Here is a 16,617-nt window from a genome sequence, read left to right as displayed (position 1 = left end):
GAGTCCCAGTCGCTTGGCCAGGGCCCCCGGGCCCAGGCGGTAGGGCCTGCCCGCCATCACCAGTTCCTTCAGCACCTCCCACTCGGCGTGGTTGAGGCCGAGGACGGCTAGCTGGCGCCCGTAGGCGACGCTCATCCGCCGGTCGAGGCGGCTGAGCGCGTTGACGATCTTCTCCACCTGGGGGTCCAGCTCGCCGTACTCGCGCTGGTAGATGGCGATCTGCTCGTCGAGCGTGGGGCCGCGGTCCGGGTCCCGCGGGGGCTGGTCAGGCATGGGACCGGAGTATGGCATGAACTCGTTCGCTTCGAAGTCTTTCGCTATGTACTCTTTAGCATCGAACTTTAGCTTCGAAGTCTTCTTTCGGCTTCTTCCTCCACCCATGCGTTCCATCCCATGCGTGTCCCAGCGGCACCGGACTCAGAGGCAGGTGAGTGTGACCACCGCGACGGGCGCGGCGCTGCGCCGGATCCAGACGGGGAACGCGCTGAGCGCGTTCGGCAACGGCTTCACCGTCCCGTTCATGTTCATCTACGTGGCCCAGGTGCGGAATCTGGGCGCGGCCGCCGCGGGGACGGTGCTCGCGCTCTTCGCCGTGGCCGCGCTGGTGGTGCTGCCCTTCACCGGACGGGTGATCGACCGGCGCGGCCCGCTGCCCGTCGCCGTCGCGGGAACGGTCCTGGCCTCGGCCGGCTCACTCGGCATCGCCCTCTCCGAAGGCACGGTGGCGATGTACGTGTCCGCCGCCGTCTTCGGCGCGGGCCTCTCCGTGATCCAGCCCGCGCTCGCCACGATGATCGTGTGGTCCTCCACCACCGCGACACGCTCGCGCGCCTTCGCCACGCAGTTCTTCCTCAACAACCTCGGACTCGGCGTCGGCGGACTGCTGGGCGGTCTGGTCGTGGACACCGACCGGCCGTCGTCGTTCCTGCTGCTGTTCGGGATCGAGTCGGCGATGTACCTGGTCCTGGGCGCGATCGTGGCGACCGTACGGCTGCCGGACGGCCCGCGCGTCGAGTGCCCCTCCCACGGCGGCGAGGGCGGCACCGCGACCCGGGGCGGCCTGCGGGCGCTGCTGTCCGACCGGGCGATGGTGACGCTGTCCGCGCTCGGCTTCGTGATGTTCTTCGCCTGCTACGGGCAGTTCGAGTCCGGGCTGTCGGCGTACGCGGTCGAGGCCTCGCGGATCTCCCCGGCGACGCTGGGAGTCGCGCTCGCCGCGAACACCGCCGTGATCGTGCTGGCGCAGTTCGTCGTGCTCAGGCTGGTGGAGCGGCGGCGGCGCAGCCGGGTGATCGCGCTGGTCGGGCTGATCTGGACGGTGGCGTGGCTGGCGGCCGGGGTGTCCGGACTGGTGGCCGACCGCCATGCGCTGGCCGTCGCGGCGATCATCTCCACATACGCGCTGTTCGGGCTGGGCGAGGCCATGCTGTCGCCGACCGTGGCGCCGCTGGTGGCGGACCTGGCTCCGGCCCGGATGGTCGGGCGGTACAACTCGGCCTTCGCCCTGGTGAAGCAGTTGGCGCTGGCGATCGGTCCGGCGGTGGGCGGGCCGATGGGGGCCACGCTGCACGGGCCGTACATCGTGATGCTGGTGCTGTGCTCGCTCGGCGTCACCGTGCTGGCCCTGCTGCTGGGCCGCAGGCTGACCGCCGAGCAGGACAACCCGCTGAGGGCGTCCCTGGTGGTCGCCGCCTCGATGCCGGTCCGGCCCGTCGAGGAGGACCGGCCCGTTCCGGCGGCACGGTCCGCCGAGCCGGCCCGTACGGTCCGGTCCGGCTAGCGCGGGACCGCCTCCGGGGGAAGCGCGAACTCGCACCACACCGCCTTCCCGCCGCCCGGTGTGCGGCGCGACCCCCAGGCGGAGGCGATGGTGGCGACGATGGAGATGCCCCGGCCGCTCTCGTCCGCCGGTTCGGCACGGCGGCGGCGCGGGAGGTGGTCGTCGCCGTCGGTCACCTCGACGATCAGGCGGCGGTCGGTGCGGCGCAGCCGCAGGCACATCGGCGGGGTGCCGTGCTGGAGGGAGTTGGCGACCAGCTCGCTGGCGGCCAGCACACCCAGATCGTGCAGGCCCCGGGGGAACCGCCAGCTCGTCAGGACCCCCGAGGCGAAGGCGCGGGCGCGCGGGGCGGCCTCGACCCCTCCCAGGAGATCGAGCGCGGCGTTGTGGAACAGCTCCGCGTCGTGGCCGGTGCGGACCGGGTGCTGGAGGGCCAGGAGCGCGACGTCGTCGTCGTGCTCGGCGGTGATGCCCAGGGCCCGCAGGAGCCGGTCGCAGACGACCTGGGGGCTGCCGGTGGCTCCGGCGAAGGCCTCCTCCAGCACCTCGATGCCCTGGTCGATGTCGGCGTCGCGCCGCTCGACCAGGCCGTCGGTGTAGAGCACGGCGGCCGAGCCCTCGCCGAAGGGGACGGAGGCGGAGGTGTGCAGCCAGCCGCCCGTGCCCAGCGGCGGGCCGGTGGACTCGTCGGCGCGGTGGACCGTGCCGTCCGGGTCCCTGACGAGGATCGGCAGATGGCCGGCGGAGGCGTACACCAGGCGGCCCTCGTTGGGGTCGTGGACGGCGTAGACGCAGGTGGCGATCTGGTTCGGGTCGATCTCGGCGGCGAGTCCGTCGAGGAGCTGGAGCACCTCGTGGGGCGGCAGGTCCAGCCGGGCGTACGCGCGCACGGCCGTGCGGAGCTGCCCCATGACGGCGGCCGCCCGCACCCCGCGGCCCATCACGTCGCCGATGACCAGGGCGGTGCGGCCCGCGCCCAGGGTGATGACGTCGTACCAGTCGCCGCCGACCGCCGCGTCGGTGCCGCCCGGGCGGTAGGTGGCGGCCACCCGCAGGTCGTCGGGCTGCTCCAGTTGCTGCGGGAGCAGGCTGCGCTGGAGGGTGACGGCCGCCTCGCGCTGCCGGCGCTCGCTGACGCGCAGCCGTTCGGCCACCTCGACCTGGTCGGTCACCTCGGCGGCGAAGACGAGGACGCCGCGCCGCGCCCCGGGGCCCTTCAGCTCGACGGGGGTGCAGGTGAAGGTGTAGTACCCCGGGCGCGTACCGCCGCCGACGGCTCCGGGGTTCCCGTCCCCTCGTCTTCCCGTCCGGCCCTCCACCCGGCGGGACTTGACCGTGCGGGGCCTGCCGCTGCGCAGGACCTGGTCCATCAGCGGCAGGAGGCCCAGCTCGGCCAGCTCCGGCAGGGCCTCGCGGGCGGGGGCGCCGGGCGCGCGTGGGCCGAAGACCGCGGCGTAGGCGTCGTTGACGAAAGCGATGCGGTGGTCGGGACCGTGGACGAGGGCGACCAGGGCGGGGACCTGGTCCAGCAGGCCCTGCGCGGACAGGTCCTGCGCGGGCAGGGCGTCGAGGCTGTGTCCCGCTCCCTGTCCCGCCCCCCGTCTCGCTCCCTCGGCGTCCGGAGCGGACGACTCGCCGTGCTCGTCCCGGGCGGCCGGGACGGCCCCGGAGGGGGCCGGTGCCTCGGGCGGGCGCCGTACGGCCCTGGCGGCGAGGCGTCGTTGCCGCTGCGTGCCGGGCAGCCGGGCGCTCCAGCGCGTGAAGTTCACTGCGTGCGGTCCGATCCGATTCCGATGTTCTCGTGTCTGGTGTGTGCGTGCGGGTACGTGCGGATGCCCGTACCCGCCGTGCCGGCGGGCCCGTCGCGTCGGCCGCGCCCGCCGGTGACTCTCAGCTGACGCGGGCCCACCCATGGTCACACGTCCAGTGTGACCGACGGCACCGGCGGGTGTCAGGGTCCCTCGGGGTGGCGGCCGGTGCCCGCGGCGAGTTCGAACTCCGCGCGCGGGTGCTCCAGCGAGCCGAGCGAGACGATCTCACGCTTGAACAGGCCGGCGAGCGTCCACTCCGCGAGGATGCGCGCCTTGCGGTTGACCGTCGGCACCCGGCTCAGGTGGTACGCGCGGTGCAGGAACCAGGCAGGGTAGCCCTTGAGCCTGCGGCCGTACACATGGGCGACACCCTTGTGCAGGCCGAGCGAGGCGACGGAGCCCGCGTAGGAGTGCTCGTACCGCGCCGGCTCCCGGCCGCGCAGCGACGCCACCAGGTTGTCGGCCAGGAGGCGTGCCTGGCGTACCGCGTGCTGGGCGTTGGGGGCGCATTCCGGGACCGGCCCTCCCTCCGGGTCCCGGGACCGGGACGGTCCCGCCGCCGCCAGATCCGGGACGGCGGCGGCGTCGCCCGCCGACCAGGCGTGCTCGGTGCCCTCGACGCGCAGGGTGGCGGTGCAGCGCAGCCGGCCGCGTCCGTCGCGGGGGAGGTCGGTCCTCTCCAGCAGGGGGTGGGGTTTGACGCCCGCGGTCCACACGAGGGTGCGGCAGGGGTGGCGGGATCCGTCGCTGAGCTGGGCGACGCGGTCCTCGCAGGAGTCGAGGCGGGTCTCCAGGCGTACGTCGATGTTGCGGCCGCGCAGTTCGCGCACGGCGTAGCGGCCCATGGCCTCGCCGACCTCGGGGAGGATGCGGCCGGTCGCCTCGACGAGGATCCACTTCATGTCCCGGGGGCGGATGTTGTGGTAGTAGCGGCAGGCGTAGCGGGCCATGTCCTCCAGTTCGGCCAGCGCCTCGACGCCCGCGTAGCCGCCGCCGACGAAGACGAAGGTGAGGGCTGCGTCGCGGACGGCGGGGTCGCGGGTGGAGGAGGCGATGTCGAGCTGTTCGAGGACGTGGTTGCGCAGGCCGATGGCCTCCTCGACGGTCTTGAAACCGATGCCGTGGTCGGCGAGGCCGGGGACGGGGAGGGCGCGGGAGACCGAGCCGGGGGCGAGGACGAGTTCGTCGTAGGGCACCTCGACGGGGCCGGTGCCGGCGTGCTCGGTGGCGAGGGTCTCGACGGTGGCGGTGCGCCGGGCGTGGTCGATGGACTTCGCCTCGCCGATGACGACCCTGCAGTGGGGCAGCACGCGGCGCAGGGGGACGACGACGTGGCGCGGGGAGATGGAGCCGGCGGCCGCTTCGGGCAGGAACGGCTGGTAGGTCATGTAGGGATCGGGGGCGAGCACGACGACCTGTACACCCCCGCCGCCCTCCCGCGCGCGTCTCAGTTCGTGCTTCAGGCGTCGCTGGAGGCGCAGGGCGGTGTACATGCCGACGTAGCCGCCGCCGACCACGAGAATGCGCGCGGGTTCCTTCGTCACCTGTCCATGACGCACCCGCGGGCGGACGTTTGTCCACAGGTCCCGGGAAACGTATGACCGGCGGATGGATCGGGTCCGGGGCTCGCCGGTTCGCTGTGGGCGGGAGTGCGGCGCAGGTCAGCGGGGGTGCGAGGGGGGTCCGGGAGGGGGTGGGGAGGGGTGCTGGGCGGCGTACTCCGATCGGGGGGCGGAGGTGGCGGAACATCCCCCTTCTCTCGTGACCGGGGCTCAACTATGTTCGTAGCACGCCGGGCGGAGTCATGACCGTGTCCCGGCGGCACAGGGCGGGGGGCCTCCGGGGGGAGGCTGCCATACAACCGGGGGAACACAACATGCATATTCAGGGCATTCAGGGCTCTCGTTGGTCGACCGCCGTCGTCGCCGACTCCTCCGCGGACGGCGGGGCGGGTCCGGTGAACGGGGCGGGCGGAGGCCGTGGGGCCGCGCGCACGGCCGGCGGCGGGAGCGTCAGGGGGAGCGGACGTACGGCTCCGCTGCGGGTCGACGCCCAGCGCAATCTGGAGCATGTGCTGCGCGCCGCCCGCGAGGTCTTCGGCGAGCTGGGCTACGGCGCTCCGATGGAGGACGTCGCGCGCCGGGCACGGGTCGGGGTCGGCACGGTCTACCGGCGCTTTCCCAGCAAGGACGTACTGGTCCGGCGTATAGCGCAGGAGGAGACGGCGCGACTGACCGAGCAGGCCCGGGCCGCGCTGGGGCAGGAGGAGGAGCCGTGGTCGGCGCTCTCCCGTTTCCTGCGCGCCTCGGTGGATTCGGGTGCCGGGCGGCTGCTGCCGCCTCGGATACTGCGGGTCGGGTCGTTCGCCGACGAGCCGGAGGGCGCGGGCACCGTCCCGGGGGGAACGCATACGCTGCGGGGCGGTGGGCACGGACAGCCCGGGCTGCGGCTGGTGGACGGCAGGGAGCGGGGGAACGCCGGGAACGCCGGGAGTACCGAGGAGGATGCGGGCGTCTCCGAACTGCTCGATGTCGTCGGGCGGTTGGTGGAGCGGGCGCAGGCGGCCGGTGAGCTGCGGTCCGATGTGACGGTCGCGGACGTGCTGCTGGTGATAGCCACGGCGGCACCGTCCCTGCCGAACGCGGTGCAGCAGGCCGCGGCCTCGGCGCGGCTGCTCGACATCCTGCTGGAGGGGCTCAGACCGCGGCACGCGAAGCCCGTGGGGGCCTGAGGCGGGGACCCGGGGCTCCGGCCCGCGGCCTGCGGTTTCCTGTCGGCAGGTCCCATCAGCGGGTCTCATCGGCAGATCCCGTCGGCAGACGCTGCCGGTGGACTCTTTCGGCAGGCCTGACGCCGGACACCGGACGGGGTCGTGCGGTGATCGGACGCGGGCGGTGCGGCGGTGGAGCGTCGCTTTTCGGCCAGATTCGCGTCGCCGCCGCTCGGCCCCTATACCCCGTAAGAACACCGCGTGCGCACCGTTTTGCGGTTTCCCACCCCGGACGGGTGATTGAGGCGCACGGCCGGGAACGCGCGGCCCTCGCCGTGGCACGCTTTGCCGGTGTTCGGTGGCGACTGTGTGTACGGGGGTTCTCGCTTTGGATGTTGACGGGCGGGAGGGGCCTCGCGGTTCGCGGGACGTGGACGGAGCGGGCGGGCCGGCGGACGCCGTGCCCGGCGACGCGGAGCTGGTGTCGCGGATGCGCGGCGGGGACACCGGGGCGTATGAGGAGCTGTACCGGCGGCACGCCGACGCGGTGCGCCGCTACGTACGCCACTGCTGCCGCGACGCGGCGACCGCGAACGACCTGACGGACGAGGTCTTCGCGCGAACGCTGCTGGCCGTACGCGGTGGCGCGGGGCCGGACACGGCGGTGCGCACCCATCTGCTGGCGGCGGTCCGGGACGTGGCGGCGGCCTGGACGGGGACGAGCGGCTGGGATCTGCTCGTCGAGGACTTCGCGGTCTTCGCGGCGGCGGCCGAGTCGCCGGGCGGTGGCGAGCCCTTCGGGGCGGACGCGCACGTGCGGGCCATGCGCAGGGCCGAGCGGTCCACCGCGGTGCGTGCCTTCCGCGATCTGCCCGAGCGGTGGCAGGTGGTGCTGTGGCACACCGTGATCGAAGAGGATGCGCCGCGGGAGGTCGCGCCTCTGCTGGGTATGGCGGAGGACGCGGTGGTGACGCTGGCGCAGCGGGCGAAGGAGGGATTGCAGCAGTCCTACCTCACGGTGCACACCGCCGGGGCGCGGGCGACGGGCGGCGACTGCGCGCGCCGTGCCGACCGGCTGGGTACGTATGTGCGCGGAGGGCTGCGGGCGCGGGCGGACCGGGGGCTGCGCCGGCATCTGGAGCGGTGCGCCGACTGCCGGTCGGCGGCGCTGGGTGCCAGGGACGTCTGCGAACGGCTCCGGCTGGTGCTGCCGTTGGCGGTCGTGGGCTGGGGTGCGGATGTGTACTCGCCGTATCCGGTGGTGGGTTCGGCGCAGGCGTATGCGGCACAGGCGTACGGGATGCGGGGCGGTGCGGAGGAGGGGGGCGCCGCGGAGGCGTACCCGTTGGTGGGCCCGGCCGGAGCGGTGGGCCCGGCCGCCTCGTCCGGAGGCTTGGACGGTACGGCCGGTGGCGGCGCCACGGTGTTCGACGGCCTGGGATCGACCGCGAGGGCGGGCGTCACGGCGGGGGTGATGGCCGCCGCCGTGGCCACCGCGCTGACGCTGGCGCTGGTGACCGACGGCCAGCGGCCGCGGGGTCCGTACCAGGGGCCGGGAGCACGGCCGTCGGCGGCCGGTGCGCCCGGCGGGGCGGAGACGGGAGCCGAGGCGGGGGCGGGGACGGGCCTTTCGAGGGCGCAGACCGTGTCGCCGCGGGAGGCGGCGGCCGGCGGGGAGGGTGTCCCGGGCCGGGAGGCGGACCCGCCGGGGAACCTCGCGGAGCCGGGGCCGGAGCCGGAGCCCGGTTCCCCGTCCGCGGCGGGGTCCGCGCCGGTGCCCGGGGCAGGCCCCGGGGCCGGTCCGGGGTCCGGGACGTCCTCGCCCGGTTCCGGGCCGGTGCCCGGCGGGACGGACGGACCGGCGGCCGGTCCGACGTCCGGACCGGTGCCCGAACCGACGCCCCGGCCGTCCGCGGCCACCGTCCACCGGCTCGACCGGCTGCCTCGTGGAGGCGGTTCGGACGGCCCCTACGTACGGGAGGGGAGCAGCTGGCTGTGGCAGCGCTCGGAGCTGCGCGTCAACGGCCGGGACAGGGGCTACGGGGTGACGGTGTCCGCCCGCTCCTCCGTGACGGTCGACCTGGACGGCGCCTGCACCTCGTTCGACGCGCTCGCCGGGGTGGACGACCTGACGGCGCTGCGGGGCGCGGTCCGGTTCTCCGTCTACGGCGACGGGGTCCGGCTGTGGGAGTCGGGCGTCGTCCGGCGGGGCGAGGAGCCGGTGCCGGTCCATGTGTCCCTGGCCGGGGTGCGGACGCTCCGGCTGGTGGTCGAACCGAACGGCGTGCTGGACTCGGCGGTCATGGCGGACTGGATCCAGGCCCGGTTCGGCTGCCGCTGATCCGTCCCGCGGCCGGTGCCCGCGAAGCGGCCCGGCCCGCGGGGGTACGGCGTGCGGAGGCGCGGCCCGCAGACCCGGCACGGGTCCGGCCCGGACCGGCCCCGGCCCGTCTCACAGACTGGGGCGCTGCGGCACTCCTCCGGCCACCGCGCGCCGGCGCTCGGTGGCCGTGCCCGTCCAGCAGCTGCCCCGGCGGGCCAGCAGCCGGCGCAGCCAGACCTCGGTGGAGACCAGTTCCGCCAGCCCGTCCAGCGGCAGCGATTCACCCTCGGCCGCGGCCCTCAGGGCCTTGCGGACGACCCGGGCCTCCACCAGTCCCGCGTCGGCCAGCAGGGGCGCGTCGAAGAGGTCGATGAGGTCGCCGACGCGGGACCGCAGCCCGGTTCGCGCAGCCGCCGTGTGGGTGGCACGGGAGGGGGTGCCCCAGCCGGGCGGCAGTTCGTGGACGCCCGCCCCCGCCAGGACGGCGCGCAGCACCGCCGCCCGCGCCCCCGGCTGTACGCGCAGCGCCTCGGGCAGGGCGCGGCAGGCGCGTACGACCTGGTTGTCCAGGAAGGGCGCGTGCAGCCGCTGGCTGCGGACCTCCGCGGCCTGTTCGAGTATCCGGTGGTCGGCCGCCAGCCGGGCGAGCGCCGCCCGCGCCCGCCGCTCCCCCGGGCGCGTGCCGGGCTCCCCGGGCAGCGGGCGGAGGGCCGCCTGCTCCAGCCGAATCGATACTTCGGCCAGCACCTCTCCCGTCAGCCAGCGTGCGGCCGGCCCCGGGCGGCACCAGGCGAGGGCGGACAGCGAGGCGTCGAGCACCCCGGCCCCGGACTCGTGAGCCGCACCGCCCGCGCCGCCCGCACGACCCGCGCCCCACGCGCCGCGCGTTCCCCACGCCCCGGCGCCCGCACCCGCCCCGCTCCCGGTGACGTCCCGCTCCCGCAGTCGCCGCGCCGTCTCCAGCACACCGTCCCGGTACGGCGTACGGGCCAGCCTCCGTGCCGCGCGGTAGACGGTGAGCGGCACGAGCACCGAGCGCCCGGTCGCGCCCTCCGCCTTCGCCAGCGCCGTGACCGGCCGCAGCAGATGGCGGCGGCGCCGGTCCAGCAGCAGGTCCGCCAGCCGTGCCGGGTGCGCGTCGAGCACCTCGCGGGCGCCGTATCCGGACAGGTGGTCCGCGCTGCCCGCCGCCAGGCGCCGCCGGTGCCGCTCGGCGACGACCAGCGAGGGGCCCGGTTCGTCGGTCAGCGGCCCGTCGGCGAGCGGGCCGCCGTCGGGGCCCGCGTACGGCAGGGCCTCCTCGCCCGCGGCGACGACGACGTGGTGCAGCCGGGGGTTCTCCGCGATGCTGCGGGCGCGTTCCAGTTCGGCCTCGCGCCCCGAGAGCGGATCCAGTGTGAGGTCGTTGAAGGTGACGGCGAGCAGCCGCTCGCCCGCCGACGTCCCCGGTGTGCCGTACACCGTGCCCGGGACGCCGGGCAGCCCGGCGGCCAGCAGCGCGAGCGTCGCCGACGCGCTGCCGCCCGACAGGTCGGCGCCTATGCCGGGCGCGGGGCCCCTGGCCCGCCCGCCGCCCGGGCGGTCCGCGCGCCGCTGGGCCGGTCCCATGCCGGGGATCGGCCCGGGGTCGAGGCTGCCGAGGTCGGGCACGGGCGCGTGGCGCGGGGCGGCCAGCCGCACCCGTACCGCCTCCACCAGAGCCTCGCGCACCCCGGCGACCGCCGCCTCCGCGTCCACGGGGGGCGCGGCGACGACGGTGGGCACGGCGGGTTCGTAGCTGACGGTCTCGCGGCTGCGGCCGTCGCGCATGACCAGCGCGTGGCCGGGCGGTACGCGGCGGACCCCCGCGTACGGCGTGCCGTCGCCGAGGGCCTCGGGCGCGTCGGGGCAGGCGAGCAGGGCGGCGAGGTGTCCGACATCGAGCTGCGCCTCGATCAGGTCGGCCAGCGGCAGCGCGGCGGTGGCGTAGGCGGTGCCGCCCGCCCACGGGGTGTGGAAGACGGGCCGGGCGCCGGCGAGGTCGGTGGTGACGGTGACGCGGCGGCCGACGCGTACGACGGCGGTGTAGCTGCCGGGCCAGGCGGTCAGATGGCGCAGGGCGCCGCCGCGGGCGGCGAACAGTCCGATGCGCAGTTGTTCGTCGGAGGCGCCGCAGGAGCCCAGCACCGCGAGTCTGCCACCGCCGTCGGCCTCGACCATGCGCACCTCGTCGGGCCGCCAGTCGCCGACCGCCCACAGCGGGTCGGGGCCGTCCCACAACTGCCGCGCGCCCACCGGCTGGATCGTCTGCCCCGGTCTGGCCGCGCCGCCCGCGCCGGAGGCGTGGTCTGCGGCCCATCCCACCAACCACCGCATCGTCGCCTCCGCATGGCCCCGTGACTCGGTAACTCGCCGTCGGCGGCGGCCGATCGGTGGCGGGTCACCGTCGGCAGCCGTCAACCGCCGTCGCTGCGGACCATGCTGCCACGGGATGGGCGTACGGGAGGCGCAGGGGGACGCGGACACACGGAAGTCGGCGCCGGACCCCGGCACCGTACCGGCCCGCCGGACGACTCCGCCGGGAGCGGCGTCATTCGGCCAAATATTTGCCGTGAGATATGCCTAATGAATCATCGACGGCATCTCGTCGGCTTGTCGCCGGCGCCTCGCCGGCGGTCCGGGAGGCTTCGTCGCCTCCCGGACCGGACCGCCGTCCGCGGGGAATGGGACGACGGCATTCCCCCAGCCCACCGGTACCAGTGCGGTGGGCCGACCCACGCAGCACCCATGGAAACGCCTCCCCCGCGGGCCGCACAGAGCGCACGGGCAGGCGCATCGGCACACACCCGGAGCACACGCCAGGGGAGCATGCGCGGCGTGGCCCGGAGCGTCCGTCGGTGCCCCGCACGCCGTTCGCGCGCCGCCGGTCCGCGCTCCGGGGAGCCTGCACGAATCCCGCCATCCCGGAAGACGGCCCTTAACGGTAGGGATGCGGCGAACTACGCTGGGTTGACGAATGCCCCGTGTGCGCGGCACGGGGTGGCCGTCGGTGTGTGTCAGGGGTGCGCATGTCCAGGGAGCCACGCGGGCCGAACGAGAAACTCGGTGCCGTCCTCGCCCTCGCCGGAATCAGCAACGCCGGGCTCGCCCGCCGGGTCAACGACCTCGGCGCACAGAGAGGACTGACACTCCGCTACGACAAGACGTCGGTCGCCCGCTGGGTGTCCAAGGGCATGGTGCCGCAGGGCGTGGCCCCCCATCTGATCGCCGCCGCGATCGGCAGCAAGCTGGGGCGTCCCGTCCCGCTGCACGAGATCGGCCTGGCGGACGCCGATCCGGCCCCGGAGGTCGGTCTGGCCTTCCCCCGCGACGTCGGCGCGGCCGTGCGGTCGGCCACCGAGCTGTACCGGCTGGATCCGGCCGGGCGGCGCGGCGGGAGCGGGAGCGTGTGGCAGTCGCTGGCGGGCTCGTTCTCGGTGAGCGCCTACGCCGTGCCCACCTCGCGCTGGCTCATCAAGCCCGCCGACAGCTCGGTGGCGCGGGACGCGTCGGCCCTGACCGGGACCGCCGGGATCGCCCCGGCCGGGCCCGGGATCGCGGACGCGGGCCCGGTGCCCGGCCCCGCCGACGAGCAGCGCCCGTACCCGCCCGTCCCCACGTCCCTGCGCGTGGGCCACAGCGATGTGGCCAAGCTGCGGGAGGCCGCGCAGGAGGCCCGGCGCTGGGACTCCAAGTACGGCGGCGGCGACTGGCGTTCGTCGATGGTGCCCGAGTGCCTGCGGGTGGACGCCACCCCGCTGCTGCTGGGTTCCTACAGCGACGAGGTGGGGCGCTCGCTGTTCGGCGCCACCGCCGAACTGACGCGCCTGGCCGGGTGGATGGCCTTCGACACCGGTCAGCAGGAGGCCGCGCAGCGCTACTACATCCAGGCGCTGCGGCTGGCCCGGGCGGCGGCGGACGTGCCGCTGGGCGGGTACGTGCTGGCGTCGATGTCGCTGCAGGCGACGTACCGCGGCTTCGCCGACGAGGGCGTGGACCTGGCGCAGGCGGCGCTGGAGCGCAACCGCGGCCTGGCCACGGCCCGCACGATGAGCTTCTTCCACCTGGTCGAGGCCCGCGCCCTGGCCAAGGCCGGCGACTCGGGGGCCTGCGGCACCTCGCTGGCGGCGGCCGAGGGCTGGCTGGAGCGTTCCCGCGACGGCGACCCGGACCCGTCCTGGCTCGACTTCTACTCCTACGACCGCCTCGCCGCCGACGCCGCCGAGTGCTACCGCGATCTGAAGGCCCCGCGCCAGGTGCGCCGCTTCACCGAGCAGGCGCTGTCGCGGCCGACGGAGGAGTTCGTCCGCTCGCACGGCCTGCGGCTGGTGGTGTCGGCGGTCGCGGAGCTGGAGTCGGGCAATCTGGACGCGGCCTGCGCCGCGGGCACGCGGGCGGTGGAGGTCGCCGGGCGGATCTCCTCGGCGCGGACGACCGAGTACGTGCGGGACCTGCTGCACCGGCTGGAGCCGTACGGCGACGAGCCGCGTGTGGCGGAGCTGCGGGAGCGGGCCCGCCCGCTGCTCGCCGCGCCGGCGTGACGCGGAGGCCCGCCCCGCCGCGCTCACCGCACCCGCTCCGCCCGCCGCGCTCGCGGGGCCGGGGAGGCCCGGCGGGCGCCGTACGCCCGGTACGTCGGGTGCGGGCGGTGCGCCCGGGGGCGGGCCTGACGGGCCTCCCCCGTGATCCGTTCACGTCTCCGGCGCGCGGCCGGACGGTTGTCCGCCGGCGGTCCGGGCCATGATGGAGGACGTGTCCACTGTCTCCTCGGCCGCCTCCTCCCCCTCCCCTTCCCCGTCCGGCCGCGCGCCGGCCGCCCGGCGGGCGGCGTACGACTGCGACGTGCTGGTGGTCGGCGGCGGGATCGTCGGCCTGTCGACGGCGTACGCGCTCACACGCGCCCGGCCCGGTACGCGGGTGGTGGTGCTGGAGAAGGAGGCCGGCCCGGCCCGGCACCAGACCGGCCGCAACAGCGGGGTGATCCACAGCGGCGTCTACTACCGCCCCGGTTCGCTCAAGGCCCGCTTCGCGGTACGGGGCGCGACGGAGATGGTCAAGTTCTGCGCCGAGCACGGCATCGCGCACCGGGTGACGGGGAAGCTGATCGTCGCCACCGAGCGCGCGGAGCTGCCCCGGCTGCACGCGCTGGTGCAGCGCGGCCGGGAGAACGGCATCCCGGTGCGCGAGCTGGGCCCGGCACAGATCGCCGAGTACGAGCCGCACGTGAACGGCCTGGCGGCCATCCACGTGGCCACCACCGGCGTCTGCGACTACAGCGCGGTCGCCGCCGAGCTGGCCCGCCTGGTGGAGGCGGCCGGCGCCGAGGTGCGCCACGGCGCCGAGGTCACCGCCGTGGACCGCCGCCCGGGTGTGGGCGTGGCCGTCCGTACGGCCGCGGGCGCGGTGGTGCGGGCCCGCGCCATGGTCAACTGCGCGGGGCTGCACTGCGACCGGGTGGCCCGTCTGGCGGGCGATGCGCCGCCGGTGCGGATCGTGCCGTTCCGCGGGGAGTACCACGAGCTGGCCCCGGAGCGCGGCACCCTGGTGCGGGGCCTGGTCTACCCGGTGCCGGATCCGGCGTTCCCGTTCCTGGGCGTCCACCTCACGCGCGGCATCGACGGCTCGGTCCACATCGGCCCCAACGCCGTGCCAGCCCTGGCCCGCGAGGGCTACCGCCGGCGCACCGCCGACGCCCGCGACCTGGCCGGGACGCTGGGCTGGCCCGGCTTCTGGCACATCGCCCGCCGCCACTGGCGCTACGGGGCCGGGGAGCTGCGCCGCTCGCTGTCGAAGACGGCCTTCACCGCGGCGGTGCGCCGGCTGCTGCCGGAGGTGGAGGCCTCCGATCTGCGCCCCGCCCCGGCCGGGGTGCGGGCCCAGGCGGTCGGGCGGGACGGCACGCTGGTCGACGACTTCCTGATCACCGAGGCCCCGCACACCGTCCACGTCCTCAACGCGCCCTCCCCGGCGGCGACGGCGTCCCTGCCGATCGGCCGCGAAGTGGCGCGGCGGGCGCTGGCGGCGCTGGACGCCACCCGCTGAGGCCCACCGGGCGACGGCCCTGCTGTCCGGGACCGCGGCCGTCCGGGACCGCGGCCGTCCGGGGCCGCGGCGGCCCTACGGCTTGCGCGCGAGCCCGCCGTACACGGCCGTCTCCGGCCCGGGCTCGCCCTCCGGCCGCCAACGCGAACACGAGACGACGCCGGGCTCCAGCAGCTCCAGCCCCTCGAAGAAGCCCTCGATCCGCTCGGGGCTGCGCGGGGTGTAGGGGGTGGCGGTGCCCCGGGCGTTGTGGTTCTCGATGGCCTGGACGTAGACCGGGTCGGCGGTGGAGCCGTCGTTCAGGCCGAGGAAACTGCCCGGCGGCAGGGCTTCGACCAGCCGCCGCACCACCGCGCGGGCCTCGTCGTAGTCGGGGACCAGGCCCAGGATGCCCATGAGCATCAGCCCGACCGGGCGCGAGAAGTCCAGCGTCCGCGCGGCCTCGGCCAGGATGCGGTCGGGGTCGCGGACGTCGGCGTCGATGTAGTCGCACGCGCCCTCGGGGGAGCTGGTGAGCAGGGCGCGGGCGTGCACCAGGACCAGGGGGTCGTTGTCGACGTAGACGATCCGGGACCCGGGGGCGGTGCGCTGGGCGACCTCGTGGGTGTTGTCCCTGGTCGGCAGGCCGGTGCCGATGTCCAGGTACTGCCGGATCCCCTCCTGTCCGGCCAGGTGCGTCACCACGCGCCCGATGAAGGCGCGCGAGGTGCGGGTGATGTCGCGCATGCCGGGGAAGGCCGCCAGGACCTTCTCGGCGGCGTCCGCGTCGACCTCGTAGTAGTCCTTGCCGCCCGCCAGGTAGTTCCAGATCCGGGCCGAGTGGGGCCGGGAGCTGTCGATCCCGCCCCCGCCGTCCGGCCGTGCCGCGCCGTCCGCCGTTCCGTCCGCCATCCCGTCCGCCTCCTCGGTGCCGACCGTGGGGGGGCACACGATCCCACACCGTTTCGCCCCCACCCATCCCCGGGCCGCGGTGGGATCCTCCCCCGGGCCGGCCCTCCGCGGCCGCCGGGTCCGCGACCGGCGGCCGTAGACTCGTACGCACTGTGTCCGAGAAAACCCCCCAGCCCACCGAAGTGGCAGAAGCACCCGAAACGCATCCCGGAGCGCGCGGAGCGCTCGCGGCCCCCGCCCGGAACACGCAGAGCGTCCAGGGCGCACAGGGCACGCGGAGCGCGCAGAGCGCCATGTTCCCCGACGGCGCCGGCCCCTCCGCCAACCCCGCCGGGGACCGCCACGAGCGCCGCATCCGCAGCTTCCAGCCGCGCCGCAGCCGCGTCACCGCCGCCCAGCGTGACGCCCTGCTGCGGCTGTGGCCGAAGTGGGGCGTGGAGATCGACGGCGACCGCCGCCTCGACCTCGACGAGCTCTTCGACACCCTCCCGCCCGGCTCGCCCGTGGTCCTGGAGATCGGTTTCGGCATGGGCGAGGCCACCGTGCGGATGGCCGCCGACGACCCCGCCACCGGCATCCTCGCCGCCGACGTCCACACCCCCGGCCAGGGCAACCTGCTGGGGCAGGCCGAACGGCAGGGGCTGTCCAACGTCCGGGTCGCCAACGGCGACGCGATCATCCTGCTGCGCGAGATGCTCGCCCCCCGCTCCCTCGCCGGGATCCGCGTCTTCTTCCCGGACCCGTGGCCCAAGAAGCGCCACCACAAGCGCCGCATCATCCAGCCGGAGTTCGTGGAGCTGGCCGCCTCCCGGCTGAGGCCGGGCGGGCTGCTGCACTGCGCCACCGACTGGGAGCCGTACGCCGAGCAGATGCTCCAGGTCCTCACCGGCTGCCCGGCCCTGGAGAACACCCAGCCGGACGGCGGCTTCGCGCCGCGCCCGGACTTCCGGCCGCTGACCCGCTTCGAGCGGCAGGGCCTGGACAAGGGCCACGTCGTCCGCGACCTCCTCTTCCGCCGCCTCCCCTGACCCGGTCGACGATC

General features: G+C 75.6%; 11 protein-coding genes (1 of these 11 only partly in view). 6 read left to right on the top strand and 5 right to left on the bottom strand.

The window, feature by feature from the left end; genetic code table 11:
- A protein-coding gene (locus tag QPK52_RS14315) for a MarR family winged helix-turn-helix transcriptional regulator (protein WP_410537869.1) crosses the window boundary here: on the bottom strand, positions 1–273 show its beginning. Its footprint begins 285 nt before the window's first position; only the first 273 of its 558 coding nucleotides appear in the window; it begins with the start codon at positions 271–273; its stop codon lies beyond the left edge, outside the window.
- 160 nt (positions 274–433) lie between these two features.
- On the opposite strand from QPK52_RS14315, the gene QPK52_RS14310 reads away from it, so the two are divergent.
- Positions 434–1,780 (top strand): MFS transporter, encoded by a 1,347-nt coding sequence (locus QPK52_RS14310; RefSeq protein WP_410537868.1) that lies wholly within the window; start codon positions 434–436, stop codon positions 1,778–1,780.
- Here QPK52_RS14310 and QPK52_RS14305 read toward each other — a convergent pair.
- Both QPK52_RS14305 and QPK52_RS14300 read right to left on the bottom strand, forming a co-directional pair.
- The gene (locus tag QPK52_RS14305; protein WP_410537867.1) at positions 1,777–3,549 is read right to left on the bottom strand and encodes a SpoIIE family protein phosphatase; all 1,773 of its coding nucleotides are present in this window, start codon (positions 3,547–3,549) and stop codon (positions 1,777–1,779) included. The two genes, QPK52_RS14310 and QPK52_RS14305, sit on opposite strands and share 4 nt — an antisense overlap.
- Before the next feature lie 182 nt (positions 3,550–3,731).
- Complete coding sequence (locus QPK52_RS14300; RefSeq protein ID WP_410540333.1) at positions 3,732–5,084, bottom strand: NAD(P)/FAD-dependent oxidoreductase; 1,353 nt, start codon at positions 5,082–5,084, stop codon at positions 3,732–3,734.
- A gap of 383 nt (positions 5,085–5,467) precedes the next feature.
- Between QPK52_RS14300 and QPK52_RS14295 the strand changes: the two genes are divergently transcribed.
- Together QPK52_RS14295 and QPK52_RS14290 are read left to right on the top strand one after the other, a co-directional pair.
- Positions 5,468–6,322: a TetR/AcrR family transcriptional regulator gene (locus QPK52_RS14295; RefSeq protein WP_410537866.1), complete on the top strand. Its 855-nt coding sequence runs from the start codon at positions 5,468–5,470 to the stop codon at positions 6,320–6,322.
- 409 nt (positions 6,323–6,731) lie between these two features.
- Positions 6,732–8,642 (top strand): NPCBM/NEW2 domain-containing protein, encoded by a 1,911-nt coding sequence (locus QPK52_RS14290; protein WP_410537865.1) that lies wholly within the window; start codon positions 6,732–6,734, stop codon positions 8,640–8,642.
- 111 nt (positions 8,643–8,753) lie between these two features.
- On the opposite strand, the gene QPK52_RS14285 is transcribed toward QPK52_RS14290, so the two are convergent.
- Positions 8,754–10,979, bottom strand: coding sequence for an asparagine synthase-related protein (locus QPK52_RS14285; protein WP_410537864.1), 2,226 nt, complete (start codon positions 10,977–10,979; stop codon positions 8,754–8,756).
- 692 nt (positions 10,980–11,671) lie between these two features.
- Here QPK52_RS14285 and QPK52_RS14280 point away from each other — a divergent pair.
- On the top strand, positions 11,672–13,183 hold the full coding sequence (locus QPK52_RS14280) for a hypothetical protein (protein ID WP_410537863.1): 1,512 nt from the start codon (positions 11,672–11,674) through the stop codon (positions 13,181–13,183).
- A 301-nt stretch (positions 13,184–13,484) separates the two neighbouring features.
- Complete coding sequence (lhgO, locus tag QPK52_RS14275; protein ID WP_410540332.1) at positions 13,485–14,684, top strand: L-2-hydroxyglutarate oxidase; 1,200 nt, start codon at positions 13,485–13,487, stop codon at positions 14,682–14,684.
- A gap of 75 nt (positions 14,685–14,759) precedes the next feature.
- On the opposite strand, the gene QPK52_RS14270 is transcribed toward lhgO, so the two are convergent.
- On the bottom strand, positions 14,760–15,575 hold the full coding sequence (locus tag QPK52_RS14270) for an SAM-dependent methyltransferase (protein ID WP_410537862.1): 816 nt from the start codon (positions 15,573–15,575) through the stop codon (positions 14,760–14,762).
- A 65-nt stretch (positions 15,576–15,640) separates the two neighbouring features.
- Between QPK52_RS14270 and trmB the strand changes: the two genes are divergently transcribed.
- A complete protein-coding gene (trmB, locus tag QPK52_RS14265) occupies positions 15,641–16,603 on the top strand; it encodes a tRNA (guanosine(46)-N7)-methyltransferase TrmB (RefSeq protein ID WP_410540331.1) in 963 nt (320 codons plus the stop codon).
- Positions 16,604–16,617 lie beyond the last annotated feature (14 nt).

Origin of the sequence: Streptomyces sp. KL2 (assembly GCF_046529545.1) — a bacterium.
Lineage (GTDB): Bacteria > Actinomycetota > Actinomycetes > Streptomycetales > Streptomycetaceae > Streptomyces > Streptomyces radiopugnans.
The sequence above is the reverse complement of the archived record's forward strand: the minus strand, read 5'-3'. Positions and strand labels throughout refer to the sequence as shown.

Coding starts and splice junctions, on each gene's coding strand:
- QPK52_RS14300 (WP_410540333.1), bottom strand. CDS start 5,084: ATGTACACCGCCCTGCGCCTCCAGCGACGCCTGAAGCACGAACTGAGA.
- QPK52_RS14285 (WP_410537864.1), bottom strand. CDS start 10,979: ATGCGGTGGTTGGTGGGATGGGCCGCAGACCACGCCTCCGGCGCGGGC.
- QPK52_RS14270 (WP_410537862.1), bottom strand. CDS start 15,575: ATGGCGGACGGAACGGCGGACGGCGCGGCACGGCCGGACGGCGGGGGC.
- QPK52_RS14295 (WP_410537866.1), top strand. CDS start 5,468: ATGCATATTCAGGGCATTCAGGGCTCTCGTTGGTCGACCGCCGTCGTC.
- QPK52_RS14280 (WP_410537863.1), top strand. CDS start 11,672: ATGTCCAGGGAGCCACGCGGGCCGAACGAGAAACTCGGTGCCGTCCTC.